The following is a 20,947-nucleotide window of genomic DNA, read 5'->3' on the forward strand; positions in this document are numbered from 1 at the left end:
CGAGCGCATCCGGCTCAGACGGCCTTGTAGATCTGCGCCCCTTCCTTTCTGAACTCGCTCGCCTTCTCCTTCATGCCTTCCTCGATGGCGATCTCCACGTCGTCGAGTCGATGTGCCTGTGCATAGTCACGCACGTCCTGCGTGATCTTCATCGAGCAGAAATGCGGACCGCACATGGAGCAGAAGTGGGCGACCTTGTGCGACTCGTGCGGCATGGTCTGGTCGTGGAATTCGCGTGCACGCTCGGGATCCAGCGAGAGGTTGAACTGGTCCTCCCAACGGAACTCGAAGCGGGCCTTCGACAGCGCATTGTCGCGGATCTGAGCGCCGGGCAGACCCTTGGCGAGATCCGCGCCGTGTGCGGCGATCTTGTAGGTGACGATGCCGTCGCGCACGTCCTGTTTGTCGGGTAGGCCCAGATGCTCCTTGGGCGTGACGTAGCAGAGCATGGCGGTGCCGTACCAGCCGATGTTGGCGGCGCCGATGCCGGAGGTGATGTGGTCGTAGGCCGGGGCGATGTCCGTGATCAGCGGACCCAAGGTGTAGAAGGGCGCCTCGTAACAGTCGGCCAGCTCCTTGGTGACGTTCTCCTCGATCATCTGCAGCGGCACATGGCCGGGGCCTTCGATCATGACCTGAACGTCGTGCTCCCAGGCGAGCTTGGTCAGCTCCCCCAAGGTCTCCAGCTCCGCGAACTGGGCGGCGTCGTTGGCGTCGGCGATCGATCCGGGGCGCAGCCCGTCACCCAGGCTGAAGGAGACGTCGTACGCCTTCATGATCTCGCAGATCTCGCCGAAGTGGGTGTAGAGGAAGTTCTCCTTGTGGTGTGCCAGACACCACTTGGCCAGGATGGAGCCGCCGCGCGAGACGATGCCGGTGAGGCGCTCCGCAGTCAGTGGGACATAGCGCAACAGGACGCCGGCGTGGATGGTGAAGTAGTCCACGCCCTGCTCGGCCTGCTCGATAAGCGTGTCGCGGAACATCTCCCAGGTCAGCTCCTCGGGCTTGCCGTCGACCTTCTCAAGCGCCTGGTAGATCGGCACGGTACCGATCGGCACGGGTGCGTTGCGCAGGATCCACTCGCGGGTCTCGTGGATGTTCTTGCCGGTGGAAAGATCCATGAGGGTGTCGCCGCCCCAGCGCGCCGACCAGACCATCTTCTCGACCTCCTCCTCGATGCCTGAGGTGACGGCCGAGTTACCGATGTTGGTGTTGATCTTCACCCGGAAGTTGCGCCCGATGATCATGGGCTCCAGCTCGGGGTGGTTGATGTTGGCCGGGATGATGGCGCGCCCGCGGGCGATCTCGTCGCGGACGAACTCGGGAGTGATGGTGTCGGGCAGGCTGGCGCCGAAGGAGTGGCCGCGATGCTGGCGCAGGAGCTTGGCGTAACGCGGATCGGCGCGCAGCGCATCCAGACGCATGTTCTCGCGGATGGCGACGAACTCCATCTCGGGCGTGACGGTGCCGGCTCGTGCGTAGTGCATCTGGGTGACGTTGCGCCCCGGCTTGCCGCGACGCGGGGTGCGAATATGCTCGAAGCGCAGATGCGCGAGCCGCGGATCGGATTGGCGCTGGCGACCGAACGCGGAGGTGGGTCCGTCGAGCTGCTCGGTGTCGCCGCGCTCCTGGATCCAGGCGCTGCGCAGATCGGCCAGGCCGGCGAGCAGATCGATGTGCGCGGAGGGATCCGTGTAGGGTCCCGAGGTATCATAGATCATGATCGCCGGATTCTCCTCGATCCCCGCGTTGGTCTGTGTCGGGGTCAGGGTGACCTCGCGCATCGGGACGCGCAGGTCCGGACGGGATCCCGTCACATAGACCTTGCGCGAGCTCGGAAAGGGCCGCGTGACCTCGTCGGACAGCTCGGCGGTCTTCTGGACGAAGGCCTGTGGGATAGCGCTCATGGAATCTCCTCTCGACGGACGCGTGGCGTATGGTGGCGACTGTGATATGGGGCCGGATCGGCCGTAAAAGCTGCGGCTCGAAAGGATGACGGCGGACGGTGGTCGGCGGGAGGCGCGGCGGGGTCATCGGGATGCAAACGCATCCCGAGTCGAGGCGGCAGGAACCGAGAGCCGACAAGGCTCATGAGATACACTACCCGGATGGTTGCGCGGGCCGTTCGATGGATGTGCCCGGCGGGCTCCGTCATCGTTGCGGGCCGGCGCCCTTGATCCGTCCTCGTCGCCTGCTTTCCTGCGCCGGCATGATCCGGATCAGGTTCGAAGGGTCTTTCTCAGCCCGGCGCGTGACTGCATCATGGAACCGTGCGGTGCCGGTCGGTCGACAGGCCCTCTCGGTCGGATTCGGTCACGCGTACCGGACACCCCCAGCAGCATGTCCGCGGAAACTAACGAAAGACTGCCGGGATTTCAACCCGATCGAACCGAGGGTACTCCGCGGACCGGCGTTACACTTGACCTTCGGGTTCGGGCTGCCGATCCCGAAGTCGGTCTCAAGGGAGTCTGCCCGCGTGGACGGTGTCGGACCAGGCAACGGCAGACAGGATCTCTCGACGCCCCACCGAGGCGCTTTCGCTCATGAACGAAGCAGATATCGCGGTTACCGAGAATAGGATCTTCTATCTTGGCAGCGACTTGACGTTGCAGACCGGGCTCGCGAGCATGATTGGGCCGGCCGGGTTGCACCTGGATGCCTTCGAGGATCTCGACGCGCTCGAAGCCGCGCTCGGGCGGGCGCGGCCCGCGGCGCTGATCCTCGATCTGCGCTACGTCTCTTTCGGTGCCGGCCCATCCGGTTTGATCGAGCGCCTGACGGGAACCGGGAACACGAAGCCCGAGGTGGTCTGTATCGCCGCCGCCGAGAACATCGAGACGCGGCTCCAGGTGATGCGCGCCGGTGCGCGCGGCTATTTTCCGACGCCGGTTGCGGTATCCGACTTGGCCAAGCGACTCGTCGAGCTGAGCGGTCCGACCAAGAGCAGCCGACCCCGGATCCTGGTCGTCGAAGACGACCCGCTGCAGGCCAAATACATCGCGTTGCTGCTGAGCAAGGCGGGGATGGAGCCGCACATCGTCGATCGACCGCTCGAGATCCTGCGGAAGATGCATGATGTTCGGCCGGATCTGATCCTGATGGATCTCTACATGCCGGATGCGAGCGGAACCGAGCTGACCGCGATTATTCGGGATCACGGCGAGTACTTCGATACGCCTATTATCTTTCTCTCTGCCGAGACCGACCCGGACAAGCAGCTGGAGGCGTTGCGGGTCGGCGGCGACAGCTTCATCGCCAAGCCGATCCAGCGCGAGCAGCTCATCGGTGCGATCGAGCATCGCATCCGGCTGTCGCGTCTGCTCAAGGATCGCCGAGTCAACGCCGATCAGCCCGAGGGCATTCCGGGTGCGCTCTCGAAGGAGACGTTTCTGCTTGGTCTCGATCGCGTGGTGCGCGACCCGGAGGCGCCGTCGCCCGGGGTCGGTCTTGTGCTGATCGAGCTCGATCGGTATCAGGACATCTCCAATGCCTTGGGGATCGATGGCACGGAGCGGCTGTTGCGTCAGCTCGAGGAGAAGCTCGTCGACCAGCTTGCCCCGCAGGAGTGCGCTGCGCGCCTGGATGACTTTACCTTCGCCGTGCTGGCCAGGCGAGCGACCCGCGAGGCGTTGGAGAGGTTTGCGGAGCAGCTGCTGCGGACCTTTGCCGACACCAAGCTTCGGGTCCAGGACAAGCGCTTTGCGCTCACCGTGACAATCGGAATCGGGCTCTTTACGCCACCCGCCGACGACGCCATTACGATGGTCTCGCGCAGCCGCACCACCGCAGCGCGGGCGCGGCAGGCGGGCGGCAATCGGGTGCGGGTCTGGACTCCCGTCGTCGCCCCCGATCGCGGCTCGGACTACGAGCGTCTGCTCAAGCAGTTGATCGACACCGCCGTCAACCAGAACGGACTGCTGCTGATGTTTCAGCCGATCGTCTCGCTCGGGGCGAACGTCGGCGAGCTCTACGAGGTGCAGCTCCGCTTGCGCACGCTCGACGGGGAGTACGTTCCGGCTGCCGATTTTCTGCCAGTGGCCAAGCGTAGCGGATGGATGTCGAGGATCGACCGTTGGGTGCTGGAGCACGCGCTCGATGTCATGGACGCAGAGCGCAAGTCGCACCCCAAGCTGCGTCTTATGATCCATCAAAGCGTCGCGTCGGTCGCGGCCGAAGAATGGCTCCCCTGGTTTCGCGATCAGATGGTTCGTCGCAATCTGATCCGGCGCCGCCCGTTGCTTCAGTTCCAGATGCAAGACGTCCGAGAGCACTTGGCCGCGGCCAGGCCGCTTGTCGATGTCCTGCGCAGATACGGGATTCAGGTCTGCGTCGTCAACGTCACGGGCAATGCGGCGGATTTGGGCCTGCTGGCGGAGTTGCCGGTCGCCTTTGCCAAGCTCTCCTTCGCGACCCTCATCAACGCCGATCCGGCCGAGCTGCTCCAAGTGGTTCAGCGGATCAGAACACATGGTGCATCCGTCATCGCGGCCGGCATCGAAGATCAAGCCACGATCGTGCGGGTTTGGAATTGTCGGCCCGACTATATTCAAGGCAACGCGGTCCAGATGCCGAGCAGCGAGTTGAGCTACGATTTCCATCACTCCACTGATGACATCTGAACCGCGTCCCTCGCGATGGTCGAGTGTCGGGAGCGGCAAAGGCATGCGCGTACCCCGGGATCAGTGGCGGGCGCGGGTCGGGGATCACATGTCATGACACTGAAGGGTTCGATGCCTGTCGCGGATGTCGCGCCGCCGCCCAATCATGCAGGTCGGTTGATTCTTGCGCCCCGCGCTGCCGAGGTCTGTCCGGATCGGGATCGGCTCGTCCGCATCCTGTCCGATGCGGGGTTTATCGCGGATCGCATCCCGGATCGCGAGTTCGCCTATCGCGTCGGGCCCGAGTTTTCCGCGCTGCTCGCCTTCGTCGGGTGCGCGGTCGCGATCGCGAGTGAACCGCAGACGGGCAGCGCCTTTTCTCACGTCGTGGTCCCGCTGGCTTCGGACTATCCGCGCTGGTGCTACGGCCGCAATACACGCGCACCGCGGTGTCCTGGATGCCGCGCTCGCTTGAGCGATTGGCCGCTGTACGTCGAGCAATTCGTGCAATCGGCGAGAACGTCCGGTTCGGATCGGCAGGAATCAGCCATAGTCTGCCCGAGTTGCGGCGTGTGTCGTCCGATTTGGTCTTGGGATTGGAAGCGGCAGGGTGGGTTTGCGCGCCTGCTCATCCAGGTCGAGGAGATCTTTCCGGGCGAGGCGGTGCCGACAGATGCCTTGCTCGCATTGCTCAAGCAACAGAGCGGCTGTGCGTGGCGCTATTTTTACGTGCAGGATTAAACCGCGCCCAGTGGGGTATGCGATGTTTTTGGATGGGATCGACCCCGGCAGACTTGACGACCGCTGGAGCCGGCGCAGTTTAAGATATCAAAAAACATTAAAATTTAAACCGCGTCCCCGCTAAGGGCCGTGGATGCACCAAACGTCGAGCTCACTCGAAAATCAGCATTTCGCTCTGGACGCGGTTTAAGCGAGCGGGCCAGTGATTGACCCAGTGAAGCTGTGAAGTGATCGGCGACGCCGGGAAGCCCGGCTCGTCCGGTTTAGTGCGTCCGGTTCAGCGCGCCGATTTCGGATCCGGCCGGGGTTGGTCTGCCGAGAAGGAAACGCCCTCGGGCAATTCGATCGTCATACTGATCGGAAGGTGATCCGACAAGGCATAATCGACCACGCGAGCGGCGATCACGCGCAGCGGCTGAGAGACCAGGATGTGATCCAGATTGTGCGTCGGACGCCAGCTCGGGAAGGTCTTGAGCTCGCAGTCGAGTCCGCGCATAGCGGCTTTTCGGACCATGGCTCGGAGCCCTTTCGAATCGCACCCGCAGTTGAAGTCGCCCATGATGACGAGATACGGGTGTTGCTCGGACAGTGCGATCAGGTAATCGAGTTGACGCCGCCGTGCGCGCCATCCGAGGGCCAGATGTACGATCGCCACGGCGAGGGTCTCGTGGTCCGAAAGCCCGAGCTCCGCGACGACGGCGCCCCGTCCCGGGAGGCCGGGGAGCTTGTGCTCGGTGATTCGCTGCGGATGCAGGCGGCTGAGAAGCCCGTTGCTGTGCTGTGCGAAGGGGCCGAGGTTGCGGTTGACCTGCCTGTACCAGTGCGGAAAGGCGCCGTGGCGAGCCAGATACTGGATCTGGTCGATGTAGGCGCTGCGCAGGGAGCCGGCGTCGACCTCTTGGAGGCCAACCAGGTCGAACTGATGCAGCAGTTGAGCGATGCGGGTCAGATTCGCCAGTCGTTCGGGGTGCGGGAGGATGTGCTTCCAACTATTGGTGAAGTAGTCGCTGTAGCGGCGCGAGTAGATCCCGGCCTGCACATTGAAGCTCAAGAGCTTGAGACGGCGTGCGTCGGTCGAAAGCGAGGACGCATGGGAGACGGTTTGATGGTGCGCGTGGCCAGGTATCCCATCGGTCGGCTCGGCGCCTGCGGCCGGGCTCGCTCGCCTCGTCTGCCCGGTCGCGATCGCCGCGCGCTCGACTCCCACGGCTTCGATCAAGCCTGGTTCGGTCGGCCCTGAGTCCAGTGCTCCGATGACCAATCTCCGAAATCGACGGTCACCCCGCGGACGGGATGCGCAAAGCGACGGATCGGAAACGACTCCTCCGTGAGCCGCCCCGGTTGCCGCGCGTGACTTACTTGCTCAACCCTTGAATGTACTGAGACACCGCGGCGATCTCCTGATCGCTCAGCCGAGCCGCGGCGCCGCGCATCATCGCGTTCGGATCGTTGGCACGCAGCGCACCGCGGAAGTGCTCGAGGGTCTGCTTGGTGTAGTCCGCGTGCTGGGCCGAAACCCGCGGAAACTTGGCGAGCGACTGGCCTTGCCCGGCCGGGCCGTGACATCCGCTGCACGCCGGGACGCCGGTCTCCGGATTGCCCCAGCGATAGATGGATTCGCCCATGCTCGCCAACTCGGCATCCGCCGTGCCAGGGGTCTTGGGCTGAGTCGCGTAGTAGGCGGCCAGATCGAGGACCTCTTGATCGGTCAACGGCATGGCCATCGGGGTCATTTGCTCGTTGGCGCGGCGACCGGCCTTGTAGTCGGTCAACTGTTTCACGATGTATTCCGGGTGCTGTCCGGCCAGCTTAGGCCAGATCGGTACGATGCTGTTGCCTTGGGGACCGTGGCAGGCGATGCATACGCCGTTGGCTTTCGCTTCGCCGGCTTGCGGGTCTCCGACCTGAGGGGCGGCAACTTGGAGCCCTTGGGACGCGTGTGCCGCGCCACTTACCAAAGCCGTTGCCATCGTCACTGTTATCAGCCAGTTCTTTACCATGGAGGATGCCTAATCGGGTCGTGATTCATGGCCGCGACACCTTGCGCGGATCGACGGCCTGGTCGGGGGGCGAGAAAACCCATGGATGTATATCAGAACATCCGCATATGGGTCAAACCAGCGGTGTCTCGCATCCATCCAAACGAGGCCGTTTCACCTGCTCGAGGACAGGCAAGGAGCAAAAAAATTCCGTCATCCGGCGTCGTGATCCGGATCGTTTGACCATGAGCGTACTGCCGATGTCAACACATGGGCGGCGATGAAGGATCGGTCCTCGTCGGCCGCGTGGCGCTTGTCACTCTCGGCGTCGGTCCGATCTCAATGATTCATGTGCTTCATCGGTGCCTCGATTCGGCGCACCGGCGCCTGAACGGGCTTGCGCGAGCCGTCTTCGAAGATCAGGGTGAGATCGACCGCGTCTCCCGGCTCCAGGGGTTGTTTGAGGCCGATGAGCATGACATGCAGGCCGCCCGGCTTGAGGGTAACCGTCTCCCCGGCGGGCACTTCGATCTTCTCGATCCGGCGCATCCGCATCATCCCGCCTTCTTCGACGTGCGTGTGCAGCTCGACGATCTCCGAGACAGCGCTCTCGGCACCGACCAGCGCCTGGTTCTCCGCGGTTTGGTTCTCCAGGGACATGAAGACGGCGCTGTTCGGCTGGCCGGGCGGTACCGCCCGAGCGTAGGGATCGCCGATCGAGAGCTCCGCGCCAAGAGCGGAGAAGGAAGCGGCGAAGGAAATGGCGGTGAAGAAGGTGGCCGCGAGCAGTGGCAATGCATATCCGGGCATGATGTGTCCTCCAACAGACGGCATGGGTTGCGGGGTTCGGCGGGTTAAGGTTCGGACTGATTCTCGGCGGGCGGGCTCGATCCCAGCAGTGTTCGGATCGCCGCGACGATCTCCGCGGAGGGCGTGGCGTGATCGAGGTTGCGCACGAGCTTGCCTTGCGTGTCCACAAGATGACTGTAGGCGGAGTGATCCACGACGTAACCCATCGCCGAATCGTCGAGGTCGGTACGCCGGTAGGCTGCGCCGTAGAGCTTGGCGACCTCGGCGATTTGCTCGGTCGTGCCGGTTAGGCCGATGATCTCGGGGTGAAAATAGCCACTATACTCGGCGAGCCGCTCGACCGAATCCCGCTCGGGGTCGACGCTCACGAAGAGGACCCGGACCCGTTCCAACTCTTCGGGCGTCAGCGCCTTGAGCGCGCCTGCGATCAGGACCAGATTGGTCGGACAGATATCCGGACACCAGGTGTAGCCGAAGTAGATCAGAACCACGTTGCCGCGAAGATCGGCGAGGGCGACCGGGCCGTTTGCGGAGTCGAGAACAAAGTCACCGCCTTGCGGCGGCGAGGCCAGTTCCAGCGTGCTGTGCTTTGGCCCTTCCGGATCCACACCGACCCCGCTCGGGGTCCAATACAACAGCCATGCCAAGAGTCCGACGAGGACCAGGATTACGATGATCAGCAGCTTTCGCGTCATGATCGGGAGCCAGGCGGGGGAGAGTCGATCCCTGCATCTTGGGCAGCGGTGTGCGATTCGCCTTGACGTACGTCAATTACCCGGCGAAGACCCGGATAGGCGCGTGCTTTTGCGCGATAAGACCCGTGCCATGCGCCATTCGCCTCGATTGTACGAACCCTGTCGTGCTCGGCCTCGTCGGGCGGTGCAGACGTGCGCGCTCTGACCGGATGGTGGCAGTCGCGCGTGCTCGAGCGCGAGCGGGCGCGCGTCGACCCACACGACTTGGCGCGTGTCCGGGACGCCCTCCCGCTGCTCGATGACCTGACCGAAGAGGAGATCCGGCGTCTCGCCGATCTGGCCCTCCTCTTCCTGCGCGATAAACGTCTGGACCCCGCGCAAGGGCTTGAGCTGACGGACACGATGCGTCTGGCGATTGCCCTGCAGGCCTGTCTTCCCGTCCTTGAGCTGGGGCTGGATTGGTACCGCGGCTGGTATGCGGTCATCGTCTATCCGGAGGAGTTCGTTCCCGAGCGCGAGGTCATGGGCGACGACGGCGTGGTCTGGACCGAGCAGGAGGCGAAAAGCGGCGAGGCATGGGAGCAGGGGCCGGTCATCCTCTCGTGGGCGGATGTCGAGGCCGGGATGGAGCGCGACGGCTACAACGTCGTGATCCATGAGCTGGCTCACAAGCTCGACATGCGCGACGGGGCAGCGAACGGCTGCCCGCCGCTGCATGCCGGCATGTCGCCGAAGGTCTGGGCGGAGACCTTCTCCGCCGCCTACGAAGACCTGTGTCGACGAGTCGACGCCGACGAGGAAACACCGATCGACCCCTACGCGACAGAGTCGCCTGCCGAGTTTTTCGCCGTGCTCAGCGAGGGATTCTTCGAGCTGCCCGATCTCGTTCATTCCGAATACCCGGCGGTCTACGAGCAGATGCGGCTGTTCTACCGGCAAGACCCTTTGGCGCGACTCACTGCCGTTGCGGATGAGGTTCGACCGGCGCCTTAGCCGCGTCGGGCGTTGCGCCGAATCCCACACCTCGATTGCGCCGGGGCTGTCGTGATCCCGACAAGCGCTTGGCTCGGGTGCTGTCGTCTGTAATTCTTTCAGTCGGTTAACCCATCGCAAAGACCGGGCATGGTCTTTGCTTATCTGCCTTTCAGAGACATCTTTTCGCGGGGCCTGTGCCCCATCTCCGGAGGCAGCGTGATGGAGTTGAAGGTGATTGCCGATGCCGCGGGCGTGCCCGGCGGCGGTTGCGCGTCGAGCGGCTGCGGTGCCGGCGGCGAGAAGCTCGCTCATCTGCCCGAGGCGATCCGCGCCAAGATCAACAATCATCCCTGTTTCTCCGAGGATGCGCATCATCACTATGCGCGGATGCATGTTGCCGTCGCTCCCGCCTGCAACATCCAGTGTCACTACTGTAATCGCAAGTACGACTGCTCCAACGAGTCGCGCCCGGGTGTTGTCTCCGAGGTGCTGACCCCGGATCAGGCGGTCAAAAAGGTCATCGCCGTCGCCGCGGCCATCCCCCAGATGACGGTGCTCGGCATCGCCGGTCCGGGCGATCCGCTCGCCAATCCGCAGCGCACCTTGGAGACCTTTCGCCAGCTCTCCGAGAAGGCCCCGGACATTAAGCTGTGCGTCTCCACCAACGGGCTCGCGCTGCCCGACCTGGTCGACGAGATCTGCAAGCACAACATCGAGCACGTCACCATCACCATCAACTGCGTCGACCCGGACGTTGGCGCCAAGATCTATCCCTGGATCTTCTGGAACAATCGGCGGGTGACCGGGCGCAAGGCGGCCGAGATCCTGATCGAGCAGCAGCAGAAGGGCCTTGAGATGCTGGTCGCGCGCGGTGTCCTGGTCAAGGTCAACTCGGTGCTGATCCCGGGTGTGAACGCCGAGCATCTCAAGGAGGTCAGCCGGGTCGTCAAGGCCAAGGGGGCCTTCCTGCACAATGTCATGCCGCTCATCGCCGAGCCCGAGCACGGGACCTTCTACGGGTTGATGGGCCAACGCGGACCGACCAACGAGGAGCTGAGCGCACTGCAGGATGCCTGCGCCGGGGACATGGCCATGATGCGCCATTGCCGCCAATGCCGCGCGGATGCCGTCGGCATGCTCGGCGAGGATCGGGGCGACGAGTTCACACTCGACAAGATCGCGGAGCAGGAGGTCGATTACGCCGCCGCGATGGCCCGTCGTGCGGAGGTCCATGCCGCCATCGAGGCCAGCCGCATGGCGCAGCGCAACCAGTCCAGCGAGACCTTCGTCTCCATCGCCTCCTTGACCCGGCGTCGCCCCGCGCGCCCCGAGCCCCGTCCGGTGTTGATGGCGGTGGCCACCACCGGCGGCGGCGTGATCAACCAGCATTTTGGCCACGCCCGCGAGTTCCTGGTCTACGAGGCCAGCGCGAACGACGTGCGCTTCGTTGGTCACCGCAAGGTCGACCTCTATTGCTCCGGAGACGAGACCTGCGGCGACGGCGAGTCCGTTCTGGCCAAGACCATCCGTGTGCTCGACGGCTGCGAGGTCGTGCTCTGCTCGCGCATCGGCTACGAGCCTTGGGGCCAGCTAGAGGCCGCCGGAATCGCGCCGAACGGAGAGCATGCGATGGAGCCGATCGAGGAGGCGATTGCCGCGGTGTATCGCGAGATGGGGGAGGCGGGGCTGCTTGAACGCCCCGACGGCGCCGAACATCGCATGAGCGCTTAAACCGCGCCCGGTGCGGTACGCGATGTTCTTGGATGGGATCGGCTCCGGCAGATTGAACGACCGTTGGAGTCGGCGCGGTTTAAGGTATTAGAAGATAATAAATTCGAAACCGCGTTTCCGCAAAGGTCGGAGAAATCCTTGGGCCCGACACGCGATGAAAACGATGCAGTTCACTTTGGACGCGGTTTAGAGCGCAACACCAGACGAGACCCAGGGGAGACCAGTCATGGCATACAAGATTATCGAAGGGTGTGTAAATTGCTGGGCGTGCCTGCCGCTCTGTCCGAGCGAGGCGATCCGGGACGCAAGTCCGCATTTCATAATTGACGCACGCGCCTGCACCGAGTGCGAGGGCGACTTCGGCGATCCGCAGTGCGCGAGCATCTGCCCGATCGAGGGGGTCATTCTGGACGGTCTCGGGGTGCCGGTGAATCCGCCGGGGTCGCTGACCGGGATCCCGCCGGATCGGTGGGCGGAGATACGCACCCAGATCCAGGCTCGCTGAACCGCGCTCCGTGTGATCCGCGACCTTGGAGTGGTGCAGGCTTCGGTGTAGTCCGCGGCATTGGTGGGGCGCGGTTCAGGATTTTTTATCCGGTTGATTCAAATTGGAAAGGTGAGTTGATGTCGTCTGTGCTGTTCTACGAGAAGCCGGGGTGTTTGTCCAACGCCAAGCAGAAGGCGTTGCTGACGTCGCTCGGGCATCGTCTGACCGTGCGGAATCTGCTCGCCGAGCCTTGGACCGACGCGCGGCTGCGGCCGTTTTTCGGGGATCTGCCGGTGGTCGAGTGGTTCAATCCGACTGCACCTCGGATCAAGCGGGGCGAGGTTCGGCCCGAGACCCTGGATGAGGCGACGGCCTTGGCCCTGATGCTGGAGGATCCGCTGCTGATCCGTCGACCTTTGATCGAATCCGAGCATGGCCTGGGTTGTGGCTTCGAGCCGGGTTCGTTGCTCGACGCGCTCGGTGTGACGCTCGTGGTCGATCAGGATCTGCAGTCCTGCTCCCGAAGCGGCCTAGATCCCCGGTGCGATCTGCCGGCCGACGGAGCGGTCGCCTGATGTCGCCCGCATCCTCGGCGATCGCTCGGGATCTCGCCGGTCATGGCGAGGCCGTGGCAGTGGCGCCCGGGGTGCACTGGATCGGCGCGCTCGATCCGGGTCTGCGCACCTTCGACATCATCCTGCGCACGGCCAACGGCACGACCTACAACAGCTATCTGGTGCGCGGGGAGGAGGGTGTCGCGGTCATCGACACGGTGAAGGCCGAGTTCGCCGAAGACTTCTTCGCGCGTCTGGAGTCGGTCGCCCGCTACGACGAGATCCGTGTCATCGTACTCAACCATCTGGAGCCGGATCACACCGGGGCGCTGCCCGAGCTGATGCGCCGCGCGCCCCAAGCGCAGCTCTACATCTCCAAGCGCGCGACGGCCATGCTCAAGGCGCTGCTCAAACCGAGCGACGACCGGCCGCTGACCTACAAGACGGTCGGAACGGGCGACGAGGTCTCGCTCGGCGGAAGGACCTTGCGCTTTCTGCATACGCCCTTCCTGCATTGGCCCGATACCCAGTGCACCTGGCTGGTGGAAGAGGGGGTTCTTTTCTCGGGCGATGTCTTCGGCTGCCACCATTGCGACGCGCGGCTCTTCAACGACATCTGCGGCGATTTCCGCTTCGCGTTCGACTACTACTACGCCCACATCATGCGGCCCTTCAAGAGTTACGTGGTCGATGCACTCAAGCTGATCGAGCCGCTGCCGATCAAACTGATCGCCCCGACCCATGGACCCATCCTGCGGGATCGACCGCGCCGCTATGTCACCCGCTATCGCGAGCTGTCCACGCCAAGTTTGGCCGAGCGTATCGATCAAGGCGAGCGCTCGCTGATCATCTTCTACATGAGCGCCTACGGCAGCACCGCGCGCATGGCCGAGGCAATCCGCGCCGGGGTGGAAGTCGAGTCCGGGATCCGCGTGTCGCTCTACGACCTCGAAGGCGGGGAGATCCAGCCCTTCGTGGATCTGATCGAGTCCGCCGATGCCCTGGTCCTGGGCTCGCCGACGATCAACGGGGATGCGGCCAAGCCGATTTGGGATCTGCTCTCCTCGCTCGCCGTGATCGATCTGAAAGGCAAGCTCGGCGCCGCCTTCGGGTCCTACGGCTGGACCGGCGAGGCGGTGAAGATGATCGAGGACCGCCTGCGCGGGCTGAAGCTCCGTGTCCCGGTCGCGGGTCTGCGCATCAAGCTCATCCCGACGGAGGAGGAGCTCGAGGAGTGCCGCGACTTCGGACGAGCGCTGGCCGGCGCCCTCGTGCGCGGCGAGCAGGGGCGGGTCATCGACTTCGCCGATTTGGGCTAAACCGCCTCTCGCGTGAGATCGCCGACGTCGAGAAGGGGTCGCTCTCGTCCCACGGCGAGACGTTGACGCGGCGCGGTTTAGATTGAATCGTCAAAAACGTCAATGACACGATTTCATCATCATCAACCATCGACAATTCAGGAGTCAGACACCATGGCGAAAGCCAAGATTACCTTTTCGGATATCGAGCAGACCGTCAACGTTCCAGCCGGAACGCGGGTCATCGAGGTCTCCGAGCGGATCGGCGCCGGCATCATCTACGGCTGCCGCGAGGGCGACTGCGGCACCTGCATGATGCATGTGGAGGAGGGTTGGAACAATCTGACCGAGCCCTCCGTGCTGGAGGAAAAGGTCCTGCGCGAGAACATGGCCAGCCGTCATGACCGGCTCGCCTGCCAGGCTCAGATCCTTGGCGACTGCAAGGTCAAGCCGGCCTGATTCACGGCGGCGGTCTGCCCGTTGCCGACCGACCCGTCGCCCCCGTTCGAGACCGATCGGAGCGCTCGCGGTGCCGCGCACGGTACCCAATGCCCGGTCATCGACCCAGAGAGACCCGACACTATGCCACTCGTGACCTTTTCAAGCCCCGACTACAAAGACAAGACCGTTTACGCCGTGGCGGGAAGCCACACCGAGACCATCCTGAAGCTCGCCAAGGAGTACAAGGTGCCATTGCACCACGACTGCCAGGACGGCGAGTGCGGCAACTGTTTGGTGCGTGTGACCAGCGTCGACCGCAAGGGCCGCATGAGCGGCTTCCTGACCGACAAGGAGCGCGGCGTGTTGGTCGAGCTGGGTAAACTGACCAAGGAGGACATCGATCGGATCGCCGTCGACGACATGCCGAGCGAGTGGCGTCTGGCCTGCCAGATGATCGTGCGCGACGAAGACATCCTCGTGGAGTACTGAGGTCATGTCGGCCCTCGCCCTCGACTCGGAACAGGATGCCGCCCGCATCTATGCCCGCCTCATGGTGAGGGCGGTTGGGGCCGGCAACGATCAAGCCTTCGCGAGTATGATCGCGACCCATGCCGCGGGCGGGGGTGCCATGCCGCCCTGGCTGGGGCTTGAGCCTGCCGCGTTTCATTGTTTGGTGCGGCACCATTTTCCCGGAGCGGCTTCGCGGGACTTTCTCGATGCGCTCGACGGCGCGACATCTTCGCCCGAGGTGCGCGGTGACGAGCGCGAGGAGCTGGTCCGGCTGATGCTCATGCACAAGGCCGGCGACTCCCGGTCCGAGGTCTGGATGGCCCATGTGGTGGCCGCCGGCTGTCTGGCGAGCGACCATCTCTGGCAAGATCTCGGACTCTGGAACCGAGCCGATCTGACCGCGTTGATGCGCCGGAATTTCCCCTCGTTGGCCGGGCGCAACGTCAACGATATGAAATGGAAGCGGTTCCTCTACAAACAGCTCTGCGAGGCGGAAGGGATCTACACCTGCCGAGCGCCGTCGTGCGAGGTATGCACCGACTATCATGCTTGTTTCGGACCTGAGCACTGAGCTGACTTGGAGCACATCCAAGATCGACAACGTCTATGACCGAGCGGCCGGAGCCTATCTGGGTCTCGCCGTCGGAGATGCGCTCGGCGCAACCGTCGAGTTCATGACCCCGCGTGAGATCCGCGAGGTCCACGGCGAGCACCGCAATCTGATCGGCGGCGGTTGGTTGAAACTGCGCAAGGGGCGCGTGACCGACGACACCGAGATGAGTCTTGCCCTCGGCAACAGCATCCTCGCGGCCGGCTCTGTCGACGCGTACACGATCGCCGAGGCGTTCAGCGACTGGATGCGCACCAAGCCCGTGGACATCGGCCATACGGTTCGCCGCGGTATCAGCCAATATCGTTTGAACGGAACCCTCGAAGTTCCCGAGAGCGAGCACGATGCCGGCAACGGTGCCTGCATGCGCTGCCTGCCGATCGCACTCTACACGCTCGGGGCTGACGATGAGGCGGTCGCCGAGGCCAACCGCATTCAATCCCACGTCACCCATCATAGTCGCTTGGCCGACGCGGGCACCCTGACGGTCATTCGCATGGTCCAGTTCGCCTTGCTGGGTCGGCCCAAGAGCGATTTGCGCCTGCTCGCGGAAGACTTGGTCGCGGTCGAGCCGCAATATCGCTTCGATCGGCGCCGCATGGAGAATCCAGGTGGCTATTTGGTCGAAACGCTGCGGGCTGTCTTTCAAGCGCTCTTCGCGACCGACTGCTTCGAGACGGCGCTGGTGGATGTCGTCAATCGCGGCGGAGATGCAGACACCACGGGGGCCATCCTCGGGATGATTGCCGGGGCGTTTTACGGTCCGAGCGCCATTCCGCGACGTTGGCTCGGCGTCCTCGAGAAGGACACGGCGACCGCCTGCGTGGATCAAGCCTCGGCCCTTGTGAAGGCGTCGAGCTGTAACAACGGCAACGGTACCATGCAGGGCTAACGGCATCCTTCGGCGAGGGACGATCAAAACCGAAGCATCTTGTGATCTTATTCGATGCATCGGCGGATTGCGGTTGGAATCCTGACCAATATATTCAGCTTACAAGTTCCCCGCTTCTCCGCACACCCGATCAGGTATCGCACATGATTTCGTTTCAACTTCACGACATGAAGACCGCACCGAGCCCCTCGCGCGACATCATGGCAGATATTGAACGGGACGGCGGCGAGCTACCCAACCTCCTGCGTACGCTCGCGGAGTCTCCGGTTGCCCTCGACGCTTATCGGCAGCTCGCAACCCTGCTGAGTCGCTCGAGCCTGTCCCCGATCGAGCAACAGGTCGTCTATGTCGCCGCGGCTCATGCCAACCAGTGTCATTACTGCAAGTCCCCGAATCCGATGTTCGGGGATGACACTCAAGCCGATGAAATCGCTGCGGCGATTCGTCACGGCCAGCGGCTCGCCGACGCGCGTCTCCAAGCGTTACGCCGATTTACCGCCGCCATGACCGAGCACCGCGGCTGGGTGCCGGAAGCTGACGTCGAGTCCTTCCTGCGCGCCGGCTTCACTCGGGAGAACCTCCTCGAGGTCATCACTGGTATCGCTTTGGTCACCTTGAGCAGCTATGCGAACCACGTCACCGCTACGCCGCTCGATCATCTCGCGGCCTGACCCCGCGATCATCGAGGCGGCGGCGGAGTCCTATCCGCCGCCCCTGCCTTCGGCATTACCGGGGCGTCCGGGCGGGTCTCGGCGACGACGATGTCCTGAGTAAAAAGACAATTCTTTTTTGCGTCCCTTGTGCCTTTGCGGTTCAAATATTCGGATCGCCCCGCCCACCCGAGTGCCTTCTCTCGCGATGGACGCCCATGTTTCCGACGACGAACCCGTGTTGCTCGCCAGCGGTCTGGTCAAGAGCTTCGCCGGAGTGCGCGTGGTCGACGGGGTCGACCCACAGGCCAGGTTCGGCGTCTGGGAGCTGATCGATACTCTCAGACGCGAGGGTTTGGCGATCGTTCTAACCACCCATTACATGGACGAGGCCGAGCGTCTGTCGGACAACCTCTTGGTTTTGCGCGGCGGATGCGTCGTCGCCGAGGGTCTGCCCCGCAAGGTCCTCGGCGATCTGGTGGGCGAGCACATGCTGGTGCTGGACGCGGGTGACCCGGCCGTCCCGGTGGTGTGCGCTTGGGCCCGCGAGGCCGGTCTACCCGAACCTGCGCGGGTCCTCTCGGCCCTGCATCTTGCGCTCGACGGTCCCGGTCTGGCGCAATTCAGTGCCCGGTTCGGCGAGCTGCGATTCGAGGTCCGCAGCCCGTTGCGTATTCCGGCGAAAGTGGCCACCCGGTCCGAAGAAAAGTGGCCACTGGTTCTGATTCAATCCGGCCAGTCAGTCCGAAGGAAAGCGGCCGGTGATTCCGGCCAAAGCGGCCAGTCCGAAGTGGCCCCGCGACACGGGATGGGTTTAGTTACGCGAGGGCGGGGTCGTCTGTCAACCCGGAGGCGTGTTTGCGCATGGAGTCTCCGGTCAAGTTGATCTTGTAGGCGCAGTGGACGAGGCGATCGAGGATGGCGTCGGCGAGGGTCGGATCGCCGAGGTAGTCATGCCAAAGGGTGACCGGGAGTTGGCTGGTGACCAGGGTGGCGCACCGCTTGAATCGGTCGTCGAGGATTTCGAGCAGATCGCGTCGCTGCTCGTCATTCAAAGGGGCCAGTCCCCAGTCGTCCAGGACCAGCAGATCGGTGCGCGCCAAGTCGGCGAGCAGCTTGGTGTAACGTCCCTCGGCGCGGGCCATCGCCAGATCCTGCAGCAGCCGGGGCAGGCGCAGGTAGCGCACGGTGAAGCCGTCGCGACAGGCTTTGTTGGCCAGGGCGCACGCGATCCAAGTCTTCCCCACGCCGGTCGGGCCCATCACATACTGCTCAATATCAGCCGGCGGAAGCCTGCGTTCATTATCCCTTCCACCCGCGGGCCGGCGAACGGGTCGAGGTCATTCGCACCGTCCATCATCAGGGCGAGCGTCATCTCGTCATCGCTCAACCGGACGGGAGTCGGGCTTTAATCCCGGCGTGGATGTGCGAGCCGGCGGCGCAGCGGGTGCGTCTTCAGCCAGCGCCCGGCTGGCCGCTGTGCACCCTGCGGGAACTCGGCGAACGACTCGATCGGCTTCTATCCTCCGGGGCGAGTGATCAGCCCCGCGGAGGAGACGATGCCCACGAAACGAGACCCGCTGTTTGCCCAATTGAGCCTGTTCGACGTCCAGCAGATCCCGCCCGGAGTGCTTCCGCAGGAGCGGCGCGAGGCCTTGCGCACGCTCCTGAGCGAGCTCCTGCATCAGGTGGCCGCAGCCGAGGCCGGCGGGGCCCCGCAGACACGCGCGACGGCGGCGCAGGAGCAGGACGATGACTAAACTGGGAAGCGAGCAACTGGGCCGCAAGGCTTATGTGTACGTGCGTCAGTCCACCCCCGACCAGGTGCAGAACCATCCCGAGAGCCAGCGTCGCCAGTATGGATTGATCGAACGGGCACGAGACCTTGGGTTTGCCGAGGTTGAGCTCATCGACGAGGATCTCGGACGCTCCGGCGGGGGCATGGCCCGCCCTGGCTTCGAGCGGCTGCTGGCCGCGATCTGTAATGGCGAAGCGGGTGCCGTGCTGGCCCTCGAGGCATCGCGCCTCGCCCGCAACGGGCGCGACTGGCATACCTTGCTGGAGCTCAGCGCCTTGGTGGGCGCCGTTATCATCGACGAAGAAGGTGTCTATGATCCGCGTCTGCCCAACGACCGACTGCTGTTGGGGATGAAAGGCACGCTCTCGGAGATGGAGCTGGCGGTGTTGCGTCAGCGCGCTCACGAGGCGCTCATGCTCAAGGCCCGCCGTGGCGAGCTCTACACCAGTGTCGCGATCGGTTACGTACGCACGCACGACAATCGCTTGGAGAAGGACCCGGATCGGCGCATCCAGGACGCCGTCGCGCTGGTCTTCACGCGCTTCGCGCACCTGCAGAGCGTCCGCCAAGTGCTCCTGTGGCTGCGTCAGGAGAACATGGCCTTGCCGAGTGTGCGCTACGGAAGCGAGGGGCGCATGGTCATCTGGCAGTTGCCGGGCTACTCGGCAGTGCATAAGCTCCTGACCAATCCGGTCTATGCCGGCGCTTACGTCTTCGGTCGCACCGCGAGCCGGGTACGCATTGAAGCCTCGCGCAAGCGCGTCGTACGCGGCGTGCGCCAATCACCGGCGGACTGGACGGTGCTGATTCGCGACCATCATGAGTCCTACATCAGCTGGGATCAGTACGCGCGCAACCAACAGATTATTGCAGACAACAGCAACATGAAAGGCGAGATGGTGCGCGGTGCCGTGCGGCGTGGCGAGGGGCTGCTCGCCGGACTGCTGCGGTGTCGCCGCTGCGGGCGCAAGCTGCATGTGGGCTACAGCGGTCAGGGCGGCAATACGGCGCGCTATCACTGCGTCGGCGCCCGGCTCAGTCACGGGGTTGGCGGCTCCTGCTTGGCCTTCGGCGCGCTTCGGATCGACGCGGCGATCGGTGCCGAAGTGCTGCGGGTGCTCCGACCCGAAGGGGTCGCGGGGGCGCTGCAGGTGCTCGAGCACCAGGGCGAGGAGGCCCGCGCGCAGCGTCGCCAGGTCGAGCTTGCCCTGGAGCAAGCCCGCTTCGAAGCTGCCCGCGCCCGCCGCCAATACGATGCGGTCGATCCCGACAACCGCCTGGTGGCCGGCGAGCTGGAACGGCGCTGGAATGTGTGTCTCGCGGAGGTAGCACGCCTGGAGCGCGTGCTGGCGTCGGAGGATACAGCGCCACCGGTTCAACTCTCCGAGGACGAGCGCGAGCGCCTCCTCGCCTTGGGCGGCGATCTCGAGCGCGTCTGGAATCATCCCGCGGCCACGCCCGAGACGCGCAAGCAGATCCTGCGCACCGTGATACAGGAGATCCTGGTCGACGTGGAGGACGAGACGCTCGCCGTCGTCATTCACTGGCAGGGTGGCGATCACACGCAGCTGCGCGTAAAGAAGAACCGCAGCGGACAACACCGCTGGGTCACCGATCGCGACACGCAGGAGCTGATCGGCGAGCTGGCTCGCCTGCTGCCCGACGCGAGCATTGCGGGGCTGTTGAACCGGCTCGGTAAGCGCACCGCCAAGGGGCTCACCTGGACGGAAAGCCGGATCCGTTCGTGGCGTGGCGATCATGGGGTGCGGGTCTACCGCGAGGGGGAGCGTCGCGAGCGCGGCGAGCTCAATCTGCACGAAGCGGCCGAGCAACTCGGCGTGAGCAAGATGACGGTCTTGCGCTGGATTCGAGACCGGCGCCTGCCCGCACGTCAGCCGTGTCACGGCGCGCCGTGGATCATCCGTTGTGATGATCTTGCGCGTTTGGTTCCGCCGGATGCTGGGGAGCTGGGTCGGACGATCCCGTTAACACGGGATTTAAATCAAACATCGTTGGACTTTCAATAACGTAGAGAGGTGTGCATCATGTCGCTGAATCGGTCGGCCCGGTGAGGATGACGTTGAGGTGCTCGCCGATCCACTGACCGGTCGCCAGGCGGCTCATCAGGGCTTTGTCCAGGCCGCGGTGAGTGCGGTAGTCGAGGTCTTCGATGGCCGC

The 20,947-nt window shown here is 64.1% G+C and carries 22 protein-coding genes, 1 pseudogene and 1 riboswitch; of the genes and pseudogenes, 15 read left to right on the top strand and 8 right to left on the bottom strand.

Annotated elements, in window-relative coordinates; all coding sequences use genetic code 11:
- Nucleotides 1-14 precede the first annotated feature (14 nt).
- Nucleotides 15-1,907 carry a phosphomethylpyrimidine synthase ThiC gene (thiC, locus tag AADX97_RS22440; RefSeq protein ID WP_374236287.1) on the bottom strand — a complete coding sequence of 631 codons (1,893 nt, stop codon included), beginning with the start codon at nt 1,905-1,907 and terminating at the stop codon, nt 15-17.
- Nucleotides 1,908-2,179: 272 nt separating this feature from the next.
- Nucleotides 2,180-2,344: riboswitch (TPP riboswitch) on the bottom strand.
- 199 nt (nt 2,345-2,543) lie between these two features.
- Here thiC and AADX97_RS22445 point away from each other — a divergent pair.
- A complete protein-coding gene (locus AADX97_RS22445; RefSeq protein ID WP_374236286.1) occupies nt 2,544-4,619 on the top strand; it encodes an EAL domain-containing protein in 2,076 nt (691 codons plus the stop codon).
- Nucleotides 4,620-4,712: 93 nt separating this feature from the next.
- Nucleotides 4,713-5,339 (top strand): hypothetical protein, encoded by a 627-nt coding sequence (locus tag AADX97_RS22450; RefSeq protein ID WP_374236285.1) that lies wholly within the window; start codon nt 4,713-4,715, stop codon nt 5,337-5,339.
- Between the two features lie 277 nt (nt 5,340-5,616).
- Here AADX97_RS22450 and AADX97_RS22455 read toward each other — a convergent pair whose 3' ends face one another.
- The 4 genes from AADX97_RS22455 to AADX97_RS22470 all read right to left on the bottom strand — a co-directional run bounded on the left by AADX97_RS22455 (nt 5,617) and on the right by AADX97_RS22470 (nt 8,823).
- Nucleotides 5,617-6,390 carry an endonuclease/exonuclease/phosphatase family protein gene (locus tag AADX97_RS22455; protein WP_374236339.1) on the bottom strand — a complete coding sequence of 258 codons (774 nt, stop codon included), beginning with the start codon at nt 6,388-6,390 and terminating at the stop codon, nt 5,617-5,619.
- A 304-nt stretch (nt 6,391-6,694) separates the two neighbouring features.
- Nucleotides 6,695-7,339 carry a cytochrome c gene (locus AADX97_RS22460; protein ID WP_374236284.1) on the bottom strand — a complete coding sequence of 215 codons (645 nt, stop codon included), beginning with the start codon at nt 7,337-7,339 and terminating at the stop codon, nt 6,695-6,697.
- 318 nt (nt 7,340-7,657) lie between these two features.
- On the bottom strand, nt 7,658-8,128 hold the full coding sequence (locus AADX97_RS22465; RefSeq protein WP_374236283.1) for a copper chaperone PCu(A)C: 471 nt from the start codon (nt 8,126-8,128) through the stop codon (nt 7,658-7,660).
- A 44-nt stretch (nt 8,129-8,172) separates the two neighbouring features.
- A complete protein-coding gene (locus AADX97_RS22470; RefSeq protein ID WP_374236282.1) occupies nt 8,173-8,823 on the bottom strand; it encodes an SCO family protein in 651 nt (216 codons plus the stop codon).
- A 192-nt stretch (nt 8,824-9,015) separates the two neighbouring features.
- On the opposite strand from AADX97_RS22470, the gene AADX97_RS22475 reads away from it, so the two are divergent.
- From AADX97_RS22475 to AADX97_RS22525, 11 genes are all read left to right on the top strand, one after another.
- Nucleotides 9,016-9,816, top strand: coding sequence for a zinc-dependent peptidase (locus AADX97_RS22475; protein ID WP_374236281.1), 801 nt, complete (start codon nt 9,016-9,018; stop codon nt 9,814-9,816).
- 201 nt (nt 9,817-10,017) lie between these two features.
- Nucleotides 10,018-11,529: a nitrogenase cofactor biosynthesis protein NifB gene (nifB, locus tag AADX97_RS22480; protein ID WP_374236280.1), complete on the top strand. Its 1,512-nt coding sequence runs from the start codon at nt 10,018-10,020 to the stop codon at nt 11,527-11,529.
- Nucleotides 11,530-11,755: 226 nt separating this feature from the next.
- Nucleotides 11,756-12,034 (top strand): ferredoxin, encoded by a 279-nt coding sequence (locus AADX97_RS22485; RefSeq protein ID WP_374236279.1) that lies wholly within the window; start codon nt 11,756-11,758, stop codon nt 12,032-12,034.
- A gap of 119 nt (nt 12,035-12,153) precedes the next feature.
- On the top strand, nt 12,154-12,591 hold the full coding sequence (locus AADX97_RS22490; protein ID WP_374236278.1) for an ArsC/Spx/MgsR family protein: 438 nt from the start codon (nt 12,154-12,156) through the stop codon (nt 12,589-12,591).
- Entirely contained in the window at nt 12,591-13,889 is a 1,299-nt protein-coding gene (locus AADX97_RS22495) for an FprA family A-type flavoprotein (protein WP_374236277.1), read from the top strand. Before AADX97_RS22490 ends, AADX97_RS22495 begins: the two co-directional genes overlap by 1 nt.
- 153 nt (nt 13,890-14,042) lie before the next feature.
- A complete protein-coding gene (locus AADX97_RS22500; RefSeq protein ID WP_007193631.1) occupies nt 14,043-14,327 on the top strand; it encodes a 2Fe-2S iron-sulfur cluster binding domain-containing protein in 285 nt (94 codons plus the stop codon).
- Between the two features lie 123 nt (nt 14,328-14,450).
- Nucleotides 14,451-14,798 (top strand): 2Fe-2S iron-sulfur cluster binding domain-containing protein, encoded by a 348-nt coding sequence (locus AADX97_RS22505; RefSeq protein ID WP_296808962.1) that lies wholly within the window; start codon nt 14,451-14,453, stop codon nt 14,796-14,798.
- 4 nt (nt 14,799-14,802) lie between these two features.
- Nucleotides 14,803-15,390, top strand: coding sequence for a nitrogen fixation protein NifQ (locus AADX97_RS22510; RefSeq protein ID WP_374236276.1), 588 nt, complete (start codon nt 14,803-14,805; stop codon nt 15,388-15,390).
- Nucleotides 15,365-16,321 (top strand): ADP-ribosyl-[dinitrogen reductase] hydrolase, encoded by a 957-nt coding sequence (draG, locus tag AADX97_RS22515; protein WP_374236275.1) that lies wholly within the window; start codon nt 15,365-15,367, stop codon nt 16,319-16,321. Before AADX97_RS22510 ends, draG begins: the two co-directional genes overlap by 26 nt.
- A gap of 143 nt (nt 16,322-16,464) precedes the next feature.
- Nucleotides 16,465-16,992, top strand: coding sequence for a carboxymuconolactone decarboxylase family protein (locus tag AADX97_RS22520; RefSeq protein ID WP_374236274.1), 528 nt, complete (start codon nt 16,465-16,467; stop codon nt 16,990-16,992).
- A gap of 187 nt (nt 16,993-17,179) precedes the next feature.
- Nucleotides 17,180-17,857: a hypothetical protein gene (locus AADX97_RS22525; protein ID WP_374238588.1), complete on the top strand. Its 678-nt coding sequence runs from the start codon at nt 17,180-17,182 to the stop codon at nt 17,855-17,857.
- On the opposite strand, the pseudogene AADX97_RS22530 reads toward AADX97_RS22525, so the two are convergent.
- Both AADX97_RS22530 and AADX97_RS22535 read right to left on the bottom strand, forming a co-directional pair.
- Nucleotides 17,790-18,230: pseudogene (locus tag AADX97_RS22530) on the bottom strand (ATP-binding protein); the annotation flags it as partial. The gene AADX97_RS22525 and the pseudogene AADX97_RS22530 sit on opposite strands and share 68 nt — an antisense overlap.
- 2 nt (nt 18,231-18,232) lie before the next feature.
- A complete protein-coding gene (locus tag AADX97_RS22535; protein ID WP_374235041.1) occupies nt 18,233-18,361 on the bottom strand; it encodes a hypothetical protein in 129 nt (42 codons plus the stop codon).
- A 169-nt stretch (nt 18,362-18,530) separates the two neighbouring features.
- Here AADX97_RS22535 and AADX97_RS22540 point away from each other — a divergent pair, with 169 nt between their 5' ends.
- Both AADX97_RS22540 and AADX97_RS22545 read left to right on the top strand, forming a co-directional pair.
- Complete coding sequence (locus AADX97_RS22540) at nt 18,531-18,731, top strand: hypothetical protein (protein ID WP_374235039.1); 201 nt, start codon at nt 18,531-18,533, stop codon at nt 18,729-18,731.
- The gene (locus AADX97_RS22545) at nt 18,724-20,796 is read left to right on the top strand and encodes a recombinase family protein (protein ID WP_374235037.1); all 2,073 of its coding nucleotides are present in this window, start codon (nt 18,724-18,726) and stop codon (nt 20,794-20,796) included. The genes AADX97_RS22540 and AADX97_RS22545 overlap by 8 nt, the downstream gene beginning before the upstream one ends.
- Nucleotides 20,797-20,812: 16 nt before the next feature.
- Here AADX97_RS22545 and AADX97_RS22550 read toward each other — a convergent pair whose 3' ends face one another.
- Nucleotides 20,813-20,941, bottom strand: a complete 129-nt coding sequence (locus AADX97_RS22550; RefSeq protein WP_374235148.1) for an ATP-binding protein — start codon at nt 20,939-20,941, stop codon at nt 20,813-20,815.
- Nucleotides 20,942-20,947 lie beyond the last annotated feature (6 nt).

Source organism: Thiocapsa sp. C2-2m, assembly GCF_041903745.1.
Taxonomy (GTDB): domain Bacteria; phylum Pseudomonadota; class Gammaproteobacteria; order Chromatiales; family Chromatiaceae; genus Thiocapsa; species Thiocapsa roseilacustris.

Excerpts from the sequence above, each read along its gene's own strand:
- thiC (WP_374236287.1), bottom strand. The coding sequence starts at position 1,907 with ATGAGCGCTATCCCACAGGCCTTCGTCCAGAAGACCGCCGAGCTGTCC.
- AADX97_RS22445 (WP_374236286.1), top strand. The coding sequence starts at position 2,544 with ATGAACGAAGCAGATATCGCGGTTACCGAGAATAGGATCTTCTATCTT.
- AADX97_RS22450 (WP_374236285.1), top strand. The coding sequence starts at position 4,713 with ATGACACTGAAGGGTTCGATGCCTGTCGCGGATGTCGCGCCGCCGCCC.
- AADX97_RS22460 (WP_374236284.1), bottom strand. The coding sequence starts at position 7,339 with ATGGTAAAGAACTGGCTGATAACAGTGACGATGGCAACGGCTTTGGTA.
- AADX97_RS22465 (WP_374236283.1), bottom strand. The coding sequence starts at position 8,128 with ATGCCCGGATATGCATTGCCACTGCTCGCGGCCACCTTCTTCACCGCC.
- AADX97_RS22470 (WP_374236282.1), bottom strand. The coding sequence starts at position 8,823 with ATGACGCGAAAGCTGCTGATCATCGTAATCCTGGTCCTCGTCGGACTC.
- nifB (WP_374236280.1), top strand. The coding sequence starts at position 10,018 with ATGGAGTTGAAGGTGATTGCCGATGCCGCGGGCGTGCCCGGCGGCGGT.
- AADX97_RS22485 (WP_374236279.1), top strand. The coding sequence starts at position 11,756 with ATGGCATACAAGATTATCGAAGGGTGTGTAAATTGCTGGGCGTGCCTG.
- AADX97_RS22490 (WP_374236278.1), top strand. The coding sequence starts at position 12,154 with ATGTCGTCTGTGCTGTTCTACGAGAAGCCGGGGTGTTTGTCCAACGCC.
- AADX97_RS22495 (WP_374236277.1), top strand. The coding sequence starts at position 12,591 with ATGTCGCCCGCATCCTCGGCGATCGCTCGGGATCTCGCCGGTCATGGC.
- AADX97_RS22500 (WP_007193631.1), top strand. The coding sequence starts at position 14,043 with ATGGCGAAAGCCAAGATTACCTTTTCGGATATCGAGCAGACCGTCAAC.
- AADX97_RS22505 (WP_296808962.1), top strand. The coding sequence starts at position 14,451 with ATGCCACTCGTGACCTTTTCAAGCCCCGACTACAAAGACAAGACCGTT.
- AADX97_RS22510 (WP_374236276.1), top strand. The coding sequence starts at position 14,803 with ATGTCGGCCCTCGCCCTCGACTCGGAACAGGATGCCGCCCGCATCTAT.
- draG (WP_374236275.1), top strand. The coding sequence starts at position 15,365 with ATGCTTGTTTCGGACCTGAGCACTGAGCTGACTTGGAGCACATCCAAG.
- AADX97_RS22520 (WP_374236274.1), top strand. The coding sequence starts at position 16,465 with ATGATTTCGTTTCAACTTCACGACATGAAGACCGCACCGAGCCCCTCG.
- AADX97_RS22525 (WP_374238588.1), top strand. The coding sequence starts at position 17,180 with ATGGACGCCCATGTTTCCGACGACGAACCCGTGTTGCTCGCCAGCGGT.
- AADX97_RS22540 (WP_374235039.1), top strand. The coding sequence starts at position 18,531 with ATGCCCACGAAACGAGACCCGCTGTTTGCCCAATTGAGCCTGTTCGAC.
- AADX97_RS22545 (WP_374235037.1), top strand. The coding sequence starts at position 18,724 with ATGACTAAACTGGGAAGCGAGCAACTGGGCCGCAAGGCTTATGTGTAC.